Annotated in this window: 17 protein-coding genes; 2 read left to right on the plus strand and 15 right to left on the minus strand. The window is 65.5% G+C overall.

Annotated features, from left to right (window positions below):
* Positions 1-8: 8 nt before the first annotated feature.
* The 4 genes from fabD to F3J45_RS04980 all read right to left on the minus strand — a co-directional run bounded on the left by fabD (position 9) and on the right by F3J45_RS04980 (position 2905).
* Positions 9-947, minus strand: coding sequence for an ACP S-malonyltransferase (gene fabD / locus F3J45_RS04965; protein WP_167058229.1), 939 nt, complete (start codon positions 945-947; stop codon positions 9-11).
* Between the two features lie 220 nt (positions 948-1167).
* Positions 1168-2178: a phosphate acyltransferase PlsX gene (gene plsX, locus F3J45_RS04970; protein WP_167058232.1), complete on the minus strand. Its 1011-nt coding sequence runs from the start codon at positions 2176-2178 to the stop codon at positions 1168-1170.
* 3 nt (positions 2179-2181) lie between these two features.
* Complete coding sequence (gene rpmF / locus F3J45_RS04975; RefSeq protein ID WP_003247154.1) at positions 2182-2364, minus strand: 50S ribosomal protein L32; 183 nt, start codon at positions 2362-2364, stop codon at positions 2182-2184.
* Between the two features lie 13 nt (positions 2365-2377).
* Positions 2378-2905 carry a YceD family protein gene (locus F3J45_RS04980; protein WP_167058236.1) on the minus strand — a complete coding sequence of 176 codons (528 nt, stop codon included), beginning with the start codon at positions 2903-2905 and terminating at the stop codon, positions 2378-2380.
* A gap of 96 nt (positions 2906-3001) precedes the next feature.
* Between F3J45_RS04980 and F3J45_RS04985 the strand changes: the two genes are divergently transcribed.
* Entirely contained in the window at positions 3002-3580 is a 579-nt protein-coding gene (locus tag F3J45_RS04985) for a nucleoside triphosphate pyrophosphatase (RefSeq protein ID WP_167058239.1), read from the plus strand.
* Positions 3581-3693: 113 nt separating this feature from the next.
* Here F3J45_RS04985 and F3J45_RS04990 read toward each other — a convergent pair whose 3' ends face one another.
* Genes F3J45_RS04990 through rluC form a run of 3 tightly spaced genes read right to left on the minus strand, consistent with a single transcriptional unit; the run spans position 3694 to position 6328 of the window.
* The gene (locus tag F3J45_RS04990; protein ID WP_167058242.1) at positions 3694-4683 is read right to left on the minus strand and encodes a S49 family peptidase; all 990 of its coding nucleotides are present in this window, start codon (positions 4681-4683) and stop codon (positions 3694-3696) included.
* A 24-nt stretch (positions 4684-4707) separates the two neighbouring features.
* On the minus strand, positions 4708-5382 hold the full coding sequence (locus F3J45_RS04995; protein WP_167058245.1) for an HAD family hydrolase: 675 nt from the start codon (positions 5380-5382) through the stop codon (positions 4708-4710).
* On the minus strand, positions 5372-6328 hold the full coding sequence (gene rluC, locus F3J45_RS05000) for a 23S rRNA pseudouridine(955/2504/2580) synthase RluC (protein ID WP_167058248.1): 957 nt from the start codon (positions 6326-6328) through the stop codon (positions 5372-5374). Before rluC ends, F3J45_RS04995 begins: the two co-directional genes overlap by 11 nt.
* Before the next feature lie 801 nt (positions 6329-7129).
* Here rluC and rne point away from each other — a divergent pair.
* Positions 7130-10534, plus strand: coding sequence for a ribonuclease E (gene rne, locus F3J45_RS05005; protein ID WP_205300406.1), 3405 nt, complete (start codon positions 7130-7132; stop codon positions 10532-10534).
* Positions 10535-10720: 186 nt separating this feature from the next.
* Here the strand turns inward: rne and murB are convergent, their stop codons facing one another.
* The 8 genes from murB to F3J45_RS05045 form a co-directional block, all read right to left on the minus strand.
* Positions 10721-11740 (minus strand): UDP-N-acetylmuramate dehydrogenase, encoded by a 1020-nt coding sequence (murB, locus tag F3J45_RS05010; protein WP_167058254.1) that lies wholly within the window; start codon positions 11738-11740, stop codon positions 10721-10723.
* Entirely contained in the window at positions 11737-12201 is a 465-nt protein-coding gene (locus F3J45_RS05015; protein WP_167058258.1) for a low molecular weight protein-tyrosine-phosphatase, read from the minus strand. The genes murB and F3J45_RS05015 overlap by 4 nt, the downstream gene beginning before the upstream one ends.
* Positions 12201-12959 carry a 3-deoxy-manno-octulosonate cytidylyltransferase gene (gene kdsB / locus F3J45_RS05020; RefSeq protein WP_205300413.1) on the minus strand — a complete coding sequence of 253 codons (759 nt, stop codon included), beginning with the start codon at positions 12957-12959 and terminating at the stop codon, positions 12201-12203. Before kdsB ends, F3J45_RS05015 begins: the two co-directional genes overlap by 1 nt.
* A gap of 2 nt (positions 12960-12961) precedes the next feature.
* The gene (locus F3J45_RS05025) at positions 12962-13147 is read right to left on the minus strand and encodes a Trm112 family protein (RefSeq protein ID WP_003247142.1); all 186 of its coding nucleotides are present in this window, start codon (positions 13145-13147) and stop codon (positions 12962-12964) included.
* A gap of 34 nt (positions 13148-13181) precedes the next feature.
* A complete protein-coding gene (gene lpxK, locus F3J45_RS05030) occupies positions 13182-14183 on the minus strand; it encodes a tetraacyldisaccharide 4'-kinase (RefSeq protein WP_167058264.1) in 1002 nt (333 codons plus the stop codon).
* Complete coding sequence (locus F3J45_RS05035; protein ID WP_167058267.1) at positions 14183-14617, minus strand: biopolymer transporter ExbD; 435 nt, start codon at positions 14615-14617, stop codon at positions 14183-14185. Before F3J45_RS05035 ends, lpxK begins: the two co-directional genes overlap by 1 nt.
* The gene (locus F3J45_RS05040; RefSeq protein ID WP_167058271.1) at positions 14614-15249 is read right to left on the minus strand and encodes a MotA/TolQ/ExbB proton channel family protein; all 636 of its coding nucleotides are present in this window, start codon (positions 15247-15249) and stop codon (positions 14614-14616) included. Before F3J45_RS05040 ends, F3J45_RS05035 begins: the two co-directional genes overlap by 4 nt.
* Positions 15250-15461: 212 nt before the next feature.
* Positions 15462-17669: a DNA internalization-related competence protein ComEC/Rec2 gene (locus F3J45_RS05045; RefSeq protein ID WP_167058274.1), complete on the minus strand. Its 2208-nt coding sequence runs from the start codon at positions 17667-17669 to the stop codon at positions 15462-15464.
* Positions 17670-17741: the final 72 nt, after the last annotated feature.

Genomic DNA, 17741 nt, shown 5'->3' on the forward strand with positions numbered 1-17741 from the left:
TCTCCAAATCAAGCCAGCGCCGCGCGGGTGGCGGCGACAGCGTCAGGGGTATTGAGGTTGTAGGTGGTCACGCCGTCGGCGCAACGCTTGTTCAGGCCAGCCAGGACCTTGCCCGGGCCGCACTCCACCAGGTTGACGGCGCCATTGGCCGCCAGGGTTTGCACGCACTCTACCCAGCGTACCGGCTGGTACAGCTGCGCCAGCAGGTCCTGCTTCAGGGCATCGAGGTCGGCGGCCACGGCGGCGGTGACGTTCTGCACTACCGGGATCTGCGGGGCCTTCCATTCGATGGCGTTGACGGCGTCGGCGAAGCGCTCGGCAGCAGGCTTCATCAGGGCGCAGTGCGACGGCACGCTGACCGCCAGCGGCAGGGCGCGCTTGGCACCCTTGGCCTTGCACAACTCGATGGCGCGGTCGACCGCCGCCTTGTTGCCGGCGATGACCACCTGGCCTGGCGAGTTGAAATTCACCGCGCTGACCACTTGGTCTTCGGCGGCTTCGGCGCAAATCTCGACCACCACGGCGTCGTCCAGGCCGAGGATGGCGGCCATGCCACCGTGACCGGCGGGCACGGCTTCCTGCATCAGTTGGCCACGGCGCTCGACCAGGCGCACGGCGTCTTTGAGCGACAGGGCACCGGCAGCCACCAGGGCGCTGTACTCACCCAGGCTGTGACCGGAAACGAACGCTGGCTTGGCGCCGCCCTCTTCCAGCCACAGGCGCCACAGGGCGATGGAAGCGGTGAGAATGGCCGGCTGGGTCTTGTCGGTTTGGTTGAGTTGTTCTTCCGGACCTTCCTGAACCAGCTTCCACAGGTCGTAGCCCAGAGCCTCGGAAGCCTCCTTGAAGGTCTCGATGACCACCGGCTTTTCAGCGCCGAGTTCGGCGAGCATGCCCAGCGACTGGGAACCTTGACCGGGGAAGACGAATGCGAGGGATGCAGACATTGAACAAGCCCTTATGATCTTGTCGTCGGATAGTGTGCGCCAAGCCTGGGGCTGGGCGCGTAATCTGAAAACTTGGATGAAAACGAAAACTGAGCGGTCACATTTAAGCACTTCATCGGCGATATGCCCAAAGGCTTTGTACCCCTGCACCGGCCCTTTCGCGGACAAGCCCGCTCCCACACGGCCACCACAGGCTTGCCCGCGAAGAGGCCGGCACAGGCTACGGCAACAAGTCCTCCAGGCGCCCATGCAAGCGCTGCGGCAGGTTTTCCTGAATCTCGATCAGCGCCCGCTGAATCGCACTCTGGAAGCCCTCCACCCCCGCCGAGCCATGGCTCTTGACGACGATGCCCTGCAGCCCAAGGAAGCTCGCGCCATTGTGCCGCGCTGGCGCAAGGTCGGCCTGCAGGCGCTTGAGCAATGGCATCGCCAACGCCCCGGCCACCCGCGACAACGCGCCGCCCTTGAACAACCGCTCGATGCGCGCACCGATCATGGTCGCCAGGCCCTCGCTGGACTTGAGCAGGATGTTGCCGACGAACCCGTCGCACACCACCACATCCGCCTCGCCGCGGTACAGGCCATCACCCTCGACGAAGCCCACGTAGTTCAGGCCACGGGCATTCTGCAACAGCGTGGCGGCCAACTTGACCTGCTGGTTGCCCTTGATGTCTTCGGTGCCGATGTTCAGCAGCGCCACGCGCGGCCTGTGGATGCCCAGGGCCTGGGCCGCCACCGAGCCCATCACGGCGAACTGGTAGAGGTTTTCGGCGCTGCAATCGACATTGGCGCCCAGGTCGAGCAACTGGCAATAGCCAGCCTGGGTCGGAATCGCCGCCACCATGGCTGGCCGGTCGATGCCCGGCAGGGTTTTCAGCACGAAGCGCGACAGCGCCATCAACGCCCCGGTGTTGCCGGCACTGACGCAGGCCTGGGCCTTGCCATCACGCACCAGTTCAAGGGCGATGCGCATCGACGAATCCGGCTTGCCGCGCAACGCTTGCGATGGCCGCTCGTCCATGCCGATCACTTCGCTGGCACCGACAATGTGCAGGCGCGCGCGATCCGCAGCCGAGAGGCCGCTGACAAGATCTTCAAGGAGGGAGGGTTGACCGACGAGGGTCAGGTGCAGCGAGGGGGTAGCCGAAAGGCAGGCAATGCTAGCCTGGACAATGCTGCGGGGACCGAAGTCCCCGCCCATTGCGTCGATCGCGATGATCTGAGCGGACAAGGATTACTCGTCAGCGCCCTTGTCGACCACTTTGCGACCACGGTATACGCCTTCTGGCGAAACGTGGTGGCGCAGGTGTACTTCACCGGTGGTTTTCTCTACCGACAGCGCGTTTTCCGACAGGGCGTCGTGCGAACGGCGCATGTCACGGGCAGAGCGGGATTTTTTGTTCTGCTGAACAGCCATAATTGATTAACTCCTAAACGTTTGGGTCACGCTTTAACTGCGCCAAAACACTGAACGGGTTGGACCGCGATACCTCGTCCTTGCTCGATTCGGGCTCGTCTGCGCCCGCCGGCTGCTGGCATTCTTCCGGATGATGAGCAGGCACGATGGGCAAGGCGAGCAACAGCTCTTCCTCGACCAAGGCCTGCAGATCCAATGGATCTTCGCCCAGTTCCAGCACGTCATAGCCTTTCGGCAACGACTGGGTATTCGCACCCTCCTTCACCACGGCGTATGTACATTCGCTGTGGATCGGCAGGGTGACCAGCTCAAGACAACGCTGGCAAACCATCTTGACCTCGACGTCCAGCTCGCTGTGGATAACCACCACGTGCTGTTCATCTCGTTCAAAATCGAACTTCGCCTGCACCATACCGACATTGTCGGAAAGCGGGTCGCAGAGTCTTTCCAAATCAGCGAGTTGCAGCGTACCAGTGATGGATACGCCTCGGTCGGCTAATTTGCGCGGGTCAACGTGAGGTGGAATCGGGTCATTCAACATAGGCGCAGCATTCTAGGGATGCCCCCCGCCCCTGTCAAAGGAAATTCGGCGGCATCTCGCATGTTAGAATCGGGTTCAACTGATCAGGAGTCTATCATGCTTCCCTTGTTGCTGGCTTCAAGCTCCGCCTACCGCCGTGAACTGCTCGCTCGCCTGCGCCTGCCTTTCACCTGTGCAAGCCCCGATCTAGACGAGCGCCGCCTGGCCGACGAACCCGCCGTGGAGCTGGTGCGCAGGCTGGCGCGGCAAAAGGCCGAGGCACTGGCGGCCAGCCACCCTGGGCACCTGATCATCGGCTCGGACCAAGTGGCGGTGCTGGGCGAGCAGGTACTGGGCAAGCCGCACACCTTCGAACGGGCGTGCGAGCAGCTGCTGGAGGCCAGCGGCCAACAGGTCACCTTCCTGACCGGGCTGGCGCTGCTCAACACCGCCACCGGGCAGTGCCAGGTCGATTGCGTGCCGTTCACGGTGACCATGCGCGAACTGGACCGCGAACGCGTAGAGCGCTATGTGCAAGCGGAGCAGCCGCTCGATTGCGCAGGAAGCTTCAAGGCAGAGGGGTTGGGCGTGAGTTTGTTTCAGAGCACCCATGGGTGCGATGCGACCAGCCTGATCGGGCTGCCGCTGATTCGGCTGGTGGACATGCTGATGCGCGAAGGGGTGGTGATTCCCTGAACCCGCACCGCTTGCGCGGCGCATCGCGAGCTTTGCTCGCTCCTACCGGCCCAGCACCTCAATCCCGGTAGGAGCGAGCGCAGCTCGCGATGCGCCGCACAGCGGCGCCACATTCAACGCAAATGCGGCCCCTGGAACCCCATCCACATGGCCAGGTGCTCAGCCACGCTGGCACCGATGCGCTTGGAGAAACGGTCGAACGGCGATTCCTGCACGGTGTAATCGACCAGGTCTTTCTCGCCGACCACTTCACGTGCCACATAACTGACGCTGCCCAAGCCATCCACCAACCCAAGCCCCTTGGCCTGCTCACCGGACCAGATCAGGCCACTGAACAGCTCTGGATGCTCCTTGTCCTTCAGGCGCTCACCCCGCCCCTGCTTGACCATGGCAATGAACTGCTGGTGCGTGGTATCCAGCACACCCTGCCAGAACGCCGTCTCGTCAGGCTTTTGCGGCGAGAACGGGTCAAGGAAGGCCTTGTGCTCGCCCGACGTATACGCCCGGCGCTCGACTCCCAGCTTCTCCATCGCCCCGACAAAGCCGTAACCGGCCGCCGTCACGCCAATGGAGCCAACCAGGCTGGCCTTGTCGGCGTAGATTTCATCCGCCGCACTGGCAATGTAGTAGGCACCCGACGCACCCAGGTCGGTAATCACCGCATACAGCTTGATGTCCGGGTGCAAGGTGCGCAGCCGGCGCATTTCGTCATACACGTACCCCGCCTGTACCGGGCTGCCACCTGGGCTGTTGATGCGCAGCACCACCGCCTTGGTCTTGGGGTCCTTGAAGGCATCGCGCAGGCCCTTGACGATATTGTCGGCACTGGCGGCCTCCTGGTCGGCAATCACCCCACGCACCTCCACCAGCGCCGTGTGGCTGCCACTGCGCGAGGCGGCCTTGTCCATGTCCGTCAGCGGCAGGAACAGTGCCAGCAGGCCAAACAGGTAGATAAAGGTCAGCAGCTTGAAGAAAATCCCCCAGCGCCGCGCCCGGCGCTGCTCCTGAACGCCTGCCAGCAGGGTTTTCTCCAGCAGTTTCCAGCTTTTGCGCTCTTCGCGCTCATCGGGTTCGGTTTCGGGTGCTTTCCATTCGTCAGCCATGCTCACCTACCTTGGAACGTGCAATTACACGGAAGCGGCCAGCCACTCGCGCAGCTGGGAGAAATGATCGATGCACAGCTGCGGGCCGAACTCGGCCAGCGCCTGCAGCGGCATGGCGCCATAGCCAACGGCAACCGAGTGCATGCCCGCACTGCTGGCCATCTGCAGGTCGAACGCCGAATCTCCGACCATCAACGCCTGATGCGGTTCGACGCCACAGTGCCCAAGGATCTCTTCAAGCATCAAGGGGTGCGGCTTGCCACGGGTTTCGTCGGCAGCGCGGGTGATGTCGAAGAACTGCTCCCAGCCATTGGCCTTGAGCACCCGGTCCAGGCCACGGCGGGCCTTGCCGGTTGCCACCGCCAGGCGATAGCCCTCGGCACGGAAAGCCTCCAGCGACTCGACCACGCCCTCGAACAGCGGCGAGGGCTGCTGGTCGAGCGCCATATAGATGTCGGCGTAGTGCTGGCGGAAGGCTTCGACCTGCAGCGGGCCAAGGTGCGGATACAGGGTGGAGATGGCCTCGGCCAGCGCCAGGCCGATGATGCCCTTGACGGCAGCCTCATCGCTCGGCGCTTCTCCCGCCCGCTCGGCAGCAGCGTTCATGGCCACGACGATGCGGCCGATGGAATCGGCCAGGGTGCCGTCCCAGTCGAAAATCAGCAGCTCGTAGCGCTTGCTATGGGCATCACGGCGCACTCAAACGCTCCACGGTCTTGGCCCACACCTCATCCACCGGCGCTTCAAGCTTGAGCTCGCCGCCGTCAGGCAGTGGCACGGTAAGGGCATAGGCATGCAGGAACAGGCGCTTGCCACCCAGTTCGCGGATTTCGCGGCTGAAGTCTTCATCGCCGTATTTGCTGTCACCGGCGATCATGTGGCCGGCATGCAGGGTGTGCACGCGAATCTGGTGGGTACGCCCGGTGATCGGCCGCGCCTCGACGATGGTGGCGAATTCGCCGAAGCGGCGCAGCACGCGGAACAGGGTCAGCGCTTCCTTGCCTTCGTCGTTCACCTCGACCATGCGCTCGCCCGAGCGCAGGTTGCTTTTGAGCAGCGGTGCATTCACCTGCTTCTTCGACGTCGGCCAATGGCCGCGCACCAGCGCCATGTAGCGCTTGTCTACGCCATCGCCGCGCAAGGCGGCGTGCAGGTGGCGCAGCATGCTGCGCTTCTTGGCGATCATCAACAGGCCCGAGGTGTCGCGGTCCAGGCGATGCACCAGCTCCAGCTCCTTGGCGTCCGGGCGCAGCTGGCGCAGCGCCTCGATCACACCAAAGCTCAGGCCGCTGCCACCGTGCACGGCGATGCCGGCAGGCTTGTTCATCACGATCAGTGCCTTGTCTTCGTAGACAATCGCCGCTTCCAGGCGCTGCAGCAGCCCCTGGGCGACCGGCGCCGGCTCGTCACGCTCAGGCAGGCGGACGGGCGGTACCCGCACGATGTCGCCGGCCTGCAGCTTGTACTCGGGTTTGATACGGCCCTTGTTGACCCGTACCTCGCCTTTGCGCAGGATGCGGTACACCAGCGTCTTGGGCACGCCCTTGAGCGCCGTGATGAGGAAATTGTCGATGCGTTGGCCGGCAAGTTCCGGCGCGACTTCGATCAGCTGAACGCCGGAAGTCGGAGGGGTATTGGTCGTCATGGCGGGATCATAACAATTTTTTATGGAATTGAAGCACTTAATCATTACTGCTATAGTCGCGAACGCCGCCAAAAGCGGCAGGCCAGCGGCACCAGGCCCTTAGCCGGTCCCTGACCTTCGCAATTCTCCAGGACGCAAGGCCGTCCTACGGGGTTTTCGCCAGTTTACCGAATTGCCTGGAATCGCCACCAGCGCTGTGTAGAGAAGACCGAAAAAAAACGACAAGTGTGGTTTTTCGCCTGCTTACCCGATTATTTTCGCCCCACCTCTGCCCGCCCCGTCGCTTCCACGCAACGCACGGCGAATGCTTCGGAAATACCTGCCTTGGACATGTAATGGCGTCAGCTTCCCATTCGGAGCTGGCGAAAAATGCAACCCGTTGCGGATTCAGCGCGCGGCAGCACCCGAATTATCAGGGATACGTGCAGGGTGGAGATGCACAGCCCTCGGACCGTGTAGCACCGCGTCCGGCCACCGGCCCACTGATTGGCCGGCGAGCGGATAAGGTCCTGAACAGATGCCCTCGGGCGTCCACGGCTGACGGTTGATTCCTCCTCCTGACTGAGTGCACGAGGCCCGCTTGGTTGATTCGGATACCCATTCGAAGCCACCGGGGCCTGGTAGGCACCGCAGCAAACAGGACGCGTCGTCGCGACAACGGCAGGCTGGGCAACCGGCTGGTGCCGAACGTTGCTCGACACGGGGGTGGCCCCGGCCACCCTTTGCGCACCTTGGCACCGACCATGAGAAGTCGTGTGTGCCGCACGCCGTTTCCGGCAGCCCGGAAACCGACGGTACAACATGAAAAGAATGCTGATTAACGCAACTCAACCCGAAGAGTTGCGTGTAGCCCTGGTGGACGGCCAACGTCTGTACGACCTGGACATCGAGTCTGGCGCGCGTGAACAGAAAAAGGCCAACATCTACAAAGGCAAGATCACCCGCATCGAGCCCAGCCTCGAAGCCGCCTTCGTCGACTTCGGCTCCGAACGTCACGGCTTCCTGCCGCTGAAGGAAATCTCCCGCGAATACTTCAAGAAAGCCCCTGAAGGCCGGGTAAACATCAAGGAAGTCCTGAGCGAAGGCCAGGAAGTGATCGTTCAGGTCGAGAAGGAAGAGCGCGGCAACAAAGGCGCCGCCCTCACCACCTTCATCAGCCTGGCTGGCCGCTACCTGGTGCTGATGCCGAACAACCCACGCGCCGGCGGCATTTCCCGCCGCATCGAAGGTGAAGAGCGCAACGAGCTGCGCGAAGCCCTCAACGGCCTGACCGTGCCGGGCGACATGGGCCTGATCGTGCGCACTGCCGGCCTTGGCCGCAGCAGCGAAGAAATGCAGTGGGACCTCGACTACCTGCTGCAACTGTGGACCGCCATCAAGGAAGCGTCCCAGGACCGCGTTGCGCCATTCCTGATCTACCAGGAAAGCAACGTCATCATCCGCGCCATCCGCGACTACCTGCGCCAGGACATCGGCGAAGTGCTGATCGACAGCATCGATGCCCAGGAAGAAGCCCTGACCTTCATCCGCCAGGTGATGCCGCAGTACGCCAGCAAGGTCAAGCTGTACGAAGACAGCGTGCCGCTGTTCAACCGCTTCCAGATCGAAAGCCAGATCGAAACCGCCTTCCAGCGCGTTGTCGACCTGCCATCGGGTGGCTCGATCGTGATCGACCCGACCGAGGCCCTGGTTTCGATCGACATCAACTCGGCGCGCGCCACCAAGGGCAGCGACATCGAGGAAACCGCCCTGCAGACCAACCTGGAAGCGGCCGAGGAAATCGCCCGCCAGCTGCGCCTGCGTGACATCGGCGGCCTGATCGTCATCGACTTCATCGACATGACCCCGGCCAAAAACCAGCGCGCCGTCGAAGAGCGCGTGCGTGAATGCCTGGAAGCCGACCGCGCCCGCGTGCAGGTTGGCCGCATCTCGCGCTTCGGCCTGCTGGAAATGTCCCGTCAGCGCCTGCGCCCATCGCTGGGTGAAAGCAGCGGCATCGTCTGCCCACGCTGCTCGGGCACCGGCATCATCCGTGACGTCGAGTCGCTGTCGCTGGCCATCCTGCGCCTGATCGAGGAAGAAGCCCTGAAGGACCGTACCGCCGAGGTACGTGCCCAGGTGCCAATCCCGGTGGCCGCATTCCTGCTCAACGAGAAGCGCAACTCGATCACCAAGATCGAACTGCGCACCCGTGCGCGCATCATCATCCTGCCGAACGATCACCTGGAAACGCCGCACTTCGAAGTCCAGCGCCTGCGCGACGACAACCCGGAAGTGCTGAACAACCAGTCCAGCTACGAAATCGCCGCCGCCGAAGCCGAGGAAGCGCCGCAGCCGACCGCTACCCGCACCCTGGTTCGCCAGGAAGCCGCGGTGAAAACTGCCCCGGCCCGCGCCAACGCGCCGCTGCCGACCGCCGAAGAGCAGTCACAGCCAGCTGCCCCGGTAGCCCCTGCCCCGGCCGCACCGGAACCTAGCCTGTTCAAGGGCCTGGTGAAGTCGCTGGTCAGCCTGTTCGCCGGCAAGGATGAACCTGCCGCCGCGCCGGTCGCTGCCGCCGCAGCCGAAAAACCGGCCGCCGAGCGCAACCCGCGCAACGAAGAGCGTCGCAACGGCCGCCAACAGAGCCGCAACCGCAACGGCCGCCGCGACGAGGAGCGCAAGCCGCGTGAAGAGCGTGCTGAGCGCGCCCCACGTGAAGAACGCCAACCCCGCGAGGAACGTGCGCCACGTGAAGAACGCGCACCGCGTGAGGAACGTGCACCACGCGAAGAACGCGCCCCACGTGAAGAGCGCGCGCCGCGTGAAGAGCGCGCGCCGCGCCAGCCACGCGAAGACCGCCGTGGCAACCGTGGCGAAGAGCGCGTGCGCGAACTGCGCGAGCCGCTGGACGCCACCCCGGCCGAACGCGAAGAGCGTCAGCCACGTGAAGAACGTGTAGCCCGTGAAGAACGCGCACCACGCGAAGAACGTGCACCGCGTGAAGAACGTGCACCACGTGAAGAGCGTGCGCCGCGTGAGGAACGCGCCCCACGTGAAGAGCGTGCACCGCGTGAAGAACGCGCACCTCGCGAGGAGCGTGCACCGCGTGAAGAACGCGCCCCACGTGAAGAGCGTGCGCCACGCGAAGAACGCGCCCCGCGCCCACCACGCGAAGAGCGCCAGCCACGTGTTGGCGAAGAAGCCGCCGAACAGGCTGCGGAACTGGCCGAAGAGCAACTGCCGAACGACGAACTGCTGCAGGATGAGCAGGAAGGCGCCGACGGCGAACGCCCACGCCGCCGCTCCCGTGGCCAGCGTCGTCGCAGCAACCGTCGTGAACGCCAGCGCAACGCCAATGGCGAGCTGATCGACGGCGGCGACGAGGAAGGCAGCGAAGAGCAACCACAACAGCACCAAGCCACCGAGCTGGGCGCTGAACTGGCTGCCGGCCTCGCCGTTACCGCCGCCGTTGCCAGCAGCAACATCAGCGCCAATGCCGAAGCCGAAGCCAACCAGCAGGCCGAACGCGCCAGCGCCGAAGTGGTCAGCACCGACAACAGCGAAGCTGCCCAGCCAGCCGTCGTGGTTGAAGCTGCCGCCCCAGCCGTTGAAGTTGAAGAGGCTGCCAAGGCCGAACAGGCCGCTATCGCCCCCGTGGTCGAGCAGCCTGTCAGCGAGCCGGTTGCCGTGGTTGAAGCCAGCGCCGAGCCGGTAGTGGAAGTGGCGCCTCAGCCAGTGGTCGAGCAAGCAGCTGTTGCCGAGCCAGAGGTGGCTGTCGAAGCACCGGTCGTTGAAGCCCCTGTTGTTGAAGCGGCGGCTGTTGAAGCGGCAGTCGTTGCAGCACCAGTAGTCGAAGCACCGGCTGTCGAAGTGGTTGAAGCCGAGCAGGCTCAGGCCGTGGTCGAGCCAGCAGCGGTTGCCGAGCAACCTGCCGTAGTCGTGGAAGCCCAGCCGGAGGTGGTTGCAGAACCGGCTCCAGTGGTCGCCGAACCCGCCCCAGCGGTCGCTGAAGCGGCGCCGGTAGTGGCCGAGCCTGCACCGGTCGAAGCGGCGCCTGCCGTTGTCGAAGCGGCCACCGTGATGCTGCCTAACGGCCGCGCGCCTAACGACCCACGTGAAGTGCGTCGTCGCAAGCGTGAAGCCGAAGCGGCTGCCAAGGCAGCCCAGGAAGCGGCCGAGCCGGTGCTGGAAACCGCCGATGAGCACAAGCCTCACCACGGTTGATAGCCACCGCTGAATGAAAAAGCCCCGCCAGTGCGAACTGGCGGGGCTTTTTCTTTGGCCTTTGCATCAACAGGGCCGGCCTCTTCGCGGGCAAGCCCGCTCCCACAGGATTGCCACAGATTTCGAGAATTGTGGAATACCTGTGGGAGCGGGCTTGCCCGCGAATAGGCCGGCACAGGCAAACACTCAGTACAGGTTAGGCTCCATCTCCAGCGCCACCCCGAACCGCGCCAGGATATCCGCCTGGATCCGCTGGGCCAGCGCATGCACCTGCGCCCCGCTCGCCTGGCCATAATTGACCAGCACCAACGACTGCAACCGGTGCACCCCGGCATCACCCTCGCGATAACCCTTCCACCCCGCCTGTTCGATCAACCAACCGGCGGCCAGCTTCACCTGGCCATCGGCCTGCGGGTAGGCCACAACGTTCGGATACTGGGCACGAATCCGCTCGACCTGCTCGGCAGCCACCACCGGGTTCTTGAAGAAACTCCCGGCATTGCCCAACTCAGCCGGGTCCGGCAGTTTCTCCCGGCGAATACTGCAAATGGCCTCACTGATCGCCTGCGCGCTCGGCTGCTCCACGCCCTGCTCCACCAGGCGCTGGCGCACCGGGCCATAATCCAGGTGCGCCTGTAGCGAATGGCTCAGGGCAAACCGCACACGCAGAATCAACCAACGCCCCGGCGCACGCTTGAACAGGCTGTCGCGGTAGCCGAAGGCGCACTCGGCCAGGCTGAAATCGCGCAGCTCGCCGGTTTCCCGGTCCAGCGCGGTCAGGCCGGCGAATACATCCTTGATCTCTACCCCATAGGCGCCCACGTTCTGCATCGGCGCCGCGCCCACGGTGCCGGGGATCAGGCTCAGGTTTTCCAGGCCACAGAAGCCCTGCGCCAGCGACCACTGCACGAACGGGTGCCAAGGCTCACCGGCCTCGGCCTCGACCACCAGGCGCTCGCCATCGTCACTCAGCACGCGCCGACCACGGCTGGCCATGTGCAGCACCAGCGCATCGACATCACGGCTCAGCAGCAGGTTGCTGCCACCGCCGATGACGAAAACGGCAACGCCCATCCGCTGCGCCCGGGCCAGGGCCTCGCGCACTTCGTCATCGTCATGCACCTGGGCAAAGTAGCGGGCTTTGACATCGATGCCGAAGGTATTGAAAGGCTTGAGCGAAACCCACTCCTGCCACTGCACCGTCATAGCCGCCCCTTGATTTCCACGACCAGCTCACGGCAGGCCGCCTCGATCAAGTCCAGCACCTGTTCGAACCCTTCGGCGCCGCCGTAGTAAGGGTCCGGCACTTCGTCCAGGGCTGCGCCGTAACGGCGCAGGAACAGGTCGAGCTCGCCACGGGCATCGTGCGGGCGCAAAGTGCGCAGGTGGCCGAGGTTGCTTTCATCCATGGCCAGGATCAGGTCGTACTCGGCAAAATGCGCCGCCTTGACCTGCTGCGCACGCTGCCGCGAAAGGTCGTAGCCACGCGCCAGGGCCGCCTTGCAAGTGCGGCTGTCCGGCGCCTTGCCGACATGCCAGTCACCGGTGCCGGCAGAGGCAACCTGTACCTGGCCTTCCAGGCCGGCGGCCTTGAGTTGATGGCGCAGCACGCCTTCGGCGGTGGGGGAACGGCAGATGTTGCCCAGGCAGACGAACAGAACGCGCATCAGGCCTCCAGCAAGCGCCGCACGCGCTCAAGGTCTTCAGGGGTATCGACACCCACCGCTGGCGCCTCGATGGCGTCTTCGACGTGGATGCGCACGCCGTGCCACAGCGCACGCAGCTGCTCCAACGCCTCGGTTTGCTCAAGCCAGCACGGGCCCCAACCAACGAAGTCCTGCAGGAAGCCCACACGGTAGGCGTACATACCGATATGGCGGCGATAGGGCACGCCTTGCGGCAATGCACCACGGCTCCCGGCAAAGGCATCACGCGCCCAGGGCAACGGCGCACGGCTGAAGGTCAGGGCCAGCCCATGCTTGTCGCTGACCACCTTCACCGCATTGGGGTTGAACACGGTTTCCGGCGCGTGGATGGGCTCGGCCAGGGTGGCGATGCCCGCCTCAGGGTGGGCAGCCAGGTTGGCCGCTACCTGGTCGATGATCACCGGTGGAATCAAGGGTTCATCGCCCTGCACGTTGACCACGATGGCATCGGCGGGCAGGCCCAGCTGCGCGGCCACTTCGGCCAGGCGATCGGTGCCGGACTCATGGTCGGCACGGGTCATCAGCACTTCGGCGCCAAAGGCCTGGCAGGCGTCGAGGATGCTGGCATCGTCGGTGGCGATCACCACGCGGCTGGCGCCGCTCCTGCGCGCCTGCTCCCAAACGTGCTGCACCATCGGCTTGCCGGCAATCGGCAGCAACGGCTTGCCCGGCAGGCGTGTGGAACGCAGCCGGGCGGGAATCACCACGGTGAAGTTCAGGCTCATTTGTCCAGACGCTCGTCGTCGGTCAGGGTGCGCGCCTCGCTTTCCAGCATCACCGGGATACCGTCGCGAATCGGGTAGGCCAGGCCTGCGCCCTTGCTGATCAGCTCGGTCTTGTCGGCGCTGAGCTTGAGCGGGCCCTTGGTGATCGGGCAGGCCAGGATATCGAGCAGTTTGGTGTCCATTGAAGGCGTCCTTGGGCGGAAGTTGAATAAGGGCTCAGGGCTTGCGCAGCAAGCGCTGCAGCTGGGTGTCGAACCAGGCGCCGAACGCAGGCGTGGGCTGCGCCTCGACCGCCAGGTACCACCAGTCATCGGCGGCGAAGGCCCGGCATTTCACCGCATCCTTCTCGGTCATGACCAACGGCAGCGCGGGGCTGAAGGCCAGGCGCTCGGCGCTGAACTGCGCATGGTCGGCGAACGGGTGCGGCACCGGCTGCCAGTTTAGCCCCAGCAGGGTGTTGAAGAAACGTTGCGGGTTACCGATACCGGCCACCGCATGCAGGCGCTGGCCTGCGGGGAAATGGTCGAGCGCGCGGCGCTCGCCGCTGCGCAGGTTCACCAGCACCGAGGGCTGCAGGCGAAAGGCAAAGCCTTCGGCGCTGTCGGCGCTGGCACCGTTGAACAATACCGCATCGGCTTCCTGCAGCCGTTCGGCAGGCTCACGCAAGGGGCCTGCGGGCAGGCAGCGGCCATTGCCCAGGCCGCGGGCGGCATCCACCAGTACCAGCTCCAGGTCGCGGGCCAGGCGGTAGTGCTGCATGCCGTCGTCGCACAGAATCAGGTCGACCGGCTCGCTGGCCAACAGCGCCTGCACCGCCGCCGAGCGGTCGGGGTCGATCACCAATGGCACGCCGCTGCGCTGCACGATCAGCAACGGCTCGTCACCGGCCTGCGCAGCCGGCTGGCTGGCCTCGACGCGCCAGGGAAAGTGCGGCGGCTTGGCGCCATAGCCACGGCTGACCACGCCGACCTTCAGGCCCTGGCGGCGGCAATGTTCGATCAGCCAGAGGATCATCGGCGTCTTGCCCGTACCGCCAACCGTGATGTTGCCCACCACGATCACCGGCACCGGGGCCCGGTAGCTGGGGCTTTGGCCACTGAGAAAGCGTGCACGCTTGCGCGTGACCACTCGCCGGTACAACGCTTCGAGCGGGCGCAGCAGCGCCAGGGCCGGATGCCCGGCGTACCAGGCAGCCAGCAGTCGGTCGGCGAGCGCCATCAAGGTGTCCCCTGGGCGGCCTCGACGGTGGTCATGCGCAGGTGGCTGAAACCGAGCTTGCCGGCGGCATCCATCGCGGTGATCACGGCCTGGTGCGGGGTCTTGCCGTCGGCGCTGATGGCCAGCGGCAGCTTGTTGTCGCCGCCGGACTCGCGCTCGATGGCCTCGGTCAGGGTGGCCAGGTCGCTTTTGGGCAGCAGGTGGTTGTTCACCGAGTACACGCCGTCGGCGCTGATGGTGACTTCCACCAGTTTGTCCTGGTCGGCCGGCGCCTGTTCGGCACTGGCGGCCTCGGGCAGCTCGACACGCAGCTGGGTTTCACGGGTGAAGGTGGTGGTGACCACGAAGAACAGCAGCAGCACGAACACCACGTCGATCAGCGACGCCAGGTTGATGTCCACGTTTTCCCGCTGGCGATTGCGCCGGAACTTCACGCCTTGCCTCCGGCCACTTCCACTTCACGGTCGCCTTGAATCACTTCCACCAGCTTGATAGCTTCCTGCTCCATGCCCACCACCAGTTCATCGATGCGGCGCAGCAGGAAGCGGTGGAAGAACACTGCCGGGATACCGACCATCAGGCCAGCGGCGGTGGTGACCAGGGCCTTGGAGATACCCCCCGCCAGCACGGCGGCGTTGGTGGTCATCTGCGAGCCCATGAAGGCGCTGAAGATGTCGATCATGCCCAGCACGGTGCCCAGCAGGCCCAGCAACGGGGCCATGGCGGCGATGGTGCCGAGGGTGCTGACGTAGCGTTCGAGCTCGTGGATGACGCGCGAGGCGGCTTCCTCGATGCACTCTTTCATGATTTCGCGGCCGTGGCGCGAGTTGGCCAGGCCCGCGGCGAGGATTTCGCCCAGCGGCGAGTCGGCGCGCAGGGCCTTGAGCTTGTCACTGGTGAGTTGCTTGTCCTTGATCCACATCCATACCTGGCCCAGCAGGTGCGGCGGGGTAACGCGGCTGGCGCGCAGGGTCCACAGGCGCTCGACGACGATCGCCATGGCAGCGATGGAGCTCAGAATGATTGGCAGCATCATCCAACCACCGGACTTGACCAATTCCCACACAGTAAATGCCCCTTCGGAAAAAGGCCGACACTCTAGCATAGGAGTGCGTGGGGGCTCATCTGCCGGAGGTCAGGGAATTGGGCGCAGGTGTATGGCTTGGTTTTTTGGGTGGATGTGAGATCGAGCGCCGCCCGCGCGGCGCATCGCGAGCTTTGCTCGCTCCTACGGTTGTTTCGGGCCGATGTTCATGGGGGCACCGCGTGCGATCTAGCTCAAGGCGAACGCCAAAACCGCCGTTGCCCACGCACCCCTTCCACCTCCCCCCGCGCCCCTAATACCAAGCGCAACGCCCCCGACACCGCCGTGTCATGCACTTGCATCCCATGGCGCCGATACCGCTCCAATACCTGCCCGTGCGGGTGCCCAAAGCTGTTGTTGCGCCCACGCGAAATCAACACCCCGCGCGGCGCGGTAGCGCGGATAAACGCCTCGCTAGAGGAACTGCGGCTACCATGGTGCGGCGCCTGCAGCCAATCGATGCGCGGCGCCTCGGTGGCCGCCAGCCAAGCCCGCTCGGCGCCGGCTTCCATATCCCCCGCCAGCAGCAACCGCTCACCCTGCGCCTCGACCAGCAACACGCACGAGCGGTCGTTGCTGCTGTGCCCGCGCTCCCAGCGCCACAACGAAAACACCACGCCATCCCACACCCAGCGCTCGCCACTGGCGCAGGGTTGCAGCGCAATGCCATCCACCGCTTCACCGCCAATCATCCGCCCAACCGGCAAACCACGGGCAATGGCGGCGCCACCGCCGGCATGGTCGGCATGGGCATGGCTGAGCAGCATTACGTCCAGGCTGCCCACCCCCAGTTTGTGCAACGTCGGCAACACCACCCGCTCGCCAAGGTCGCTGTCGCCCCGGGCAGGCCCTGCGTCGTACAGCAGGTTGTGATGGCGGGTGCGCAGCAACACCGCCAGGCCCTGGCCCACGTCCAGCTGCCACACCTCGACCTGCCCGAACGGCACCGGCTCGCGGGGCACCCACAACGCCAACAGCATCACCCCGCCCAACCCACGCAGTGGCACGCCACGGGGCAACAGCACCAGCAGCGCGCCCACAGCGACCACGAGCCAGGCCCACAACGGCAAGGCGGGCGGCACCCAGGCCGGGCGCCAGCCCGCCACCAGCGCCAGCAAGCGGAACAAACCATCGAGCAGGCCACCGGCCAACCACAGCAAGCCCTCACCCACCCCCGCCAGCGGCAACAGCAGCACGCCGAGCAAGGCCAACGGCAGCACTGCCAGGCTGATCCAGGGCACCGCCAGCAGGTTCGCCAGCGGCGCGCTCAGGCTCACCGGCAAGCCCGTGGCCAGTAGTACCGGCAACAAGCCGATCGCGATCACCCACTGGGCTCGGCTCCACGCCTGCCAGGGCCGCCAGCCCCCCAGCCGCGCCGCAAAGCTGTACACCAGCACCGCCACCGCCGCGAACGACAACCAGAACCCCGGCAACAACGCCGCCAAGGGGTTGGCCAGCAACACCGCATTGAATGCCAGCAACAACGGAGGCAGCGCCCCCAGGTGACGAAAGCGCAGGCGCCAGAGCAATACCACGCCCAGCATCAGGCAGGCCCGCTGCACCGGCACCCCCGCGCCCGCCAGCCAGCCGTAGGCCAGCGCCCCTGCCAGTGCCAAGGCGCAGGCCGATGGCAACCAAGGCAGGCGGCGCGGCCACAGGCCCCAGCGCGCCAGCCCCGCCACCAGGGCATACAGCAACCCGGCCACCAGGCCAATGTGCTGGCCGGAAATCACCAGCAAATGCACCGTGCCAGTGGCCTGCAGCACCTGCCAGTCCTCACGGGCAAGCCCTGCACCGTCGCCCAGCAACAGCGCCACCAGGGCCGCCTCCCGCCCATGGGCGGCCACCCCCAGCAGGCGCTCACGCAGGGCATCGCGCAGCCCTGGCGGCGACGCCTGCAAGCGCTGGCCGGCCTTGACCGTGCCGGTCGCGCCCACCCCACGCGCCAGCAGCTGCGCCTCGCGGTCCGGGCCATGGGGGTTGAGCAGGCCCGCAGGGCGCTGCAGCGTTACCGCCAGGCGCCAGTGCTCCCCGGCGCGCACCGGCGGCCCGCCGAACCAGTTGACCTGCACGCGGCTGGGCAACGCAGCGCGCCGTGACTGGGGGTGTTCCAGTTCAAAGCGCACACCCTGGGCGGTGCGCGTCGGCAACCCGGTCACCTGCCCTTCCAGCCACAGCGTGCGACCATCCAGGCCCGGCGCCAGGCGCTCGTCCAGGGCCTGCTGCGCCACCCAGCACGCCCAGCACAGCCCCAGCAGGCCAATGCCCAGCGGCCAGCCACGGGTACACAAGCCGGCCAGCGCCAGCCCACACAGCCACACCAGCCACCCGACCGATGGCAAGGCCGGCAGCGCACCCAGGCAGGCCAGCCCGAGCGCCAGCGCAAACATCCCTGTGCGCATGAGATAGAGCTCCAGCAGCAAAATCGCTGACACAGGCATAGCCGAAAAGCAGGGGCGGCCTGCTCAACAATT

Origin of the sequence: Pantoea sp. Ap-967 (assembly GCF_011752565.1) — a bacterium.
In the GTDB taxonomy this organism is placed as follows: domain Bacteria; phylum Pseudomonadota; class Gammaproteobacteria; order Pseudomonadales; family Pseudomonadaceae; genus Aquipseudomonas.

Coding starts and splice junctions, on each gene's coding strand:
- fabD (WP_167058229.1), bottom strand. CDS start 947: ATGTCTGCATCCCTCGCATTCGTCTTCCCCGGTCAAGGTTCCCAGTCG.
- rpmF (WP_003247154.1), bottom strand. CDS start 2,364: ATGGCTGTTCAGCAGAACAAAAAATCCCGCTCTGCCCGTGACATGCGC.
- F3J45_RS04980 (WP_167058236.1), bottom strand. CDS start 2,905: ATGTTGAATGACCCGATTCCACCTCACGTTGACCCGCGCAAATTAGCC.
- F3J45_RS04985 (WP_167058239.1), top strand. CDS start 3,002: ATGCTTCCCTTGTTGCTGGCTTCAAGCTCCGCCTACCGCCGTGAACTG.
- F3J45_RS04990 (WP_167058242.1), bottom strand. CDS start 4,683: ATGGCTGACGAATGGAAAGCACCCGAAACCGAACCCGATGAGCGCGAA.
- rluC (WP_167058248.1), bottom strand. CDS start 6,328: ATGACGACCAATACCCCTCCGACTTCCGGCGTTCAGCTGATCGAAGTC.
- rne (WP_205300406.1), top strand. CDS start 7,130: ATGAAAAGAATGCTGATTAACGCAACTCAACCCGAAGAGTTGCGTGTA.
- murB (WP_167058254.1), bottom strand. CDS start 11,740: ATGACGGTGCAGTGGCAGGAGTGGGTTTCGCTCAAGCCTTTCAATACC.
- F3J45_RS05015 (WP_167058258.1), bottom strand. CDS start 12,201: ATGCGCGTTCTGTTCGTCTGCCTGGGCAACATCTGCCGTTCCCCCACC.
- F3J45_RS05025 (WP_003247142.1), bottom strand. CDS start 13,147: ATGGACACCAAACTGCTCGATATCCTGGCCTGCCCGATCACCAAGGGC.
- lpxK (WP_167058264.1), bottom strand. CDS start 14,183: ATGGCGCTCGCCGACCGACTGCTGGCTGCCTGGTACGCCGGGCATCCG.
- F3J45_RS05045 (WP_167058274.1), bottom strand. CDS start 17,669: ATGCGCACAGGGATGTTTGCGCTGGCGCTCGGGCTGGCCTGCCTGGGT.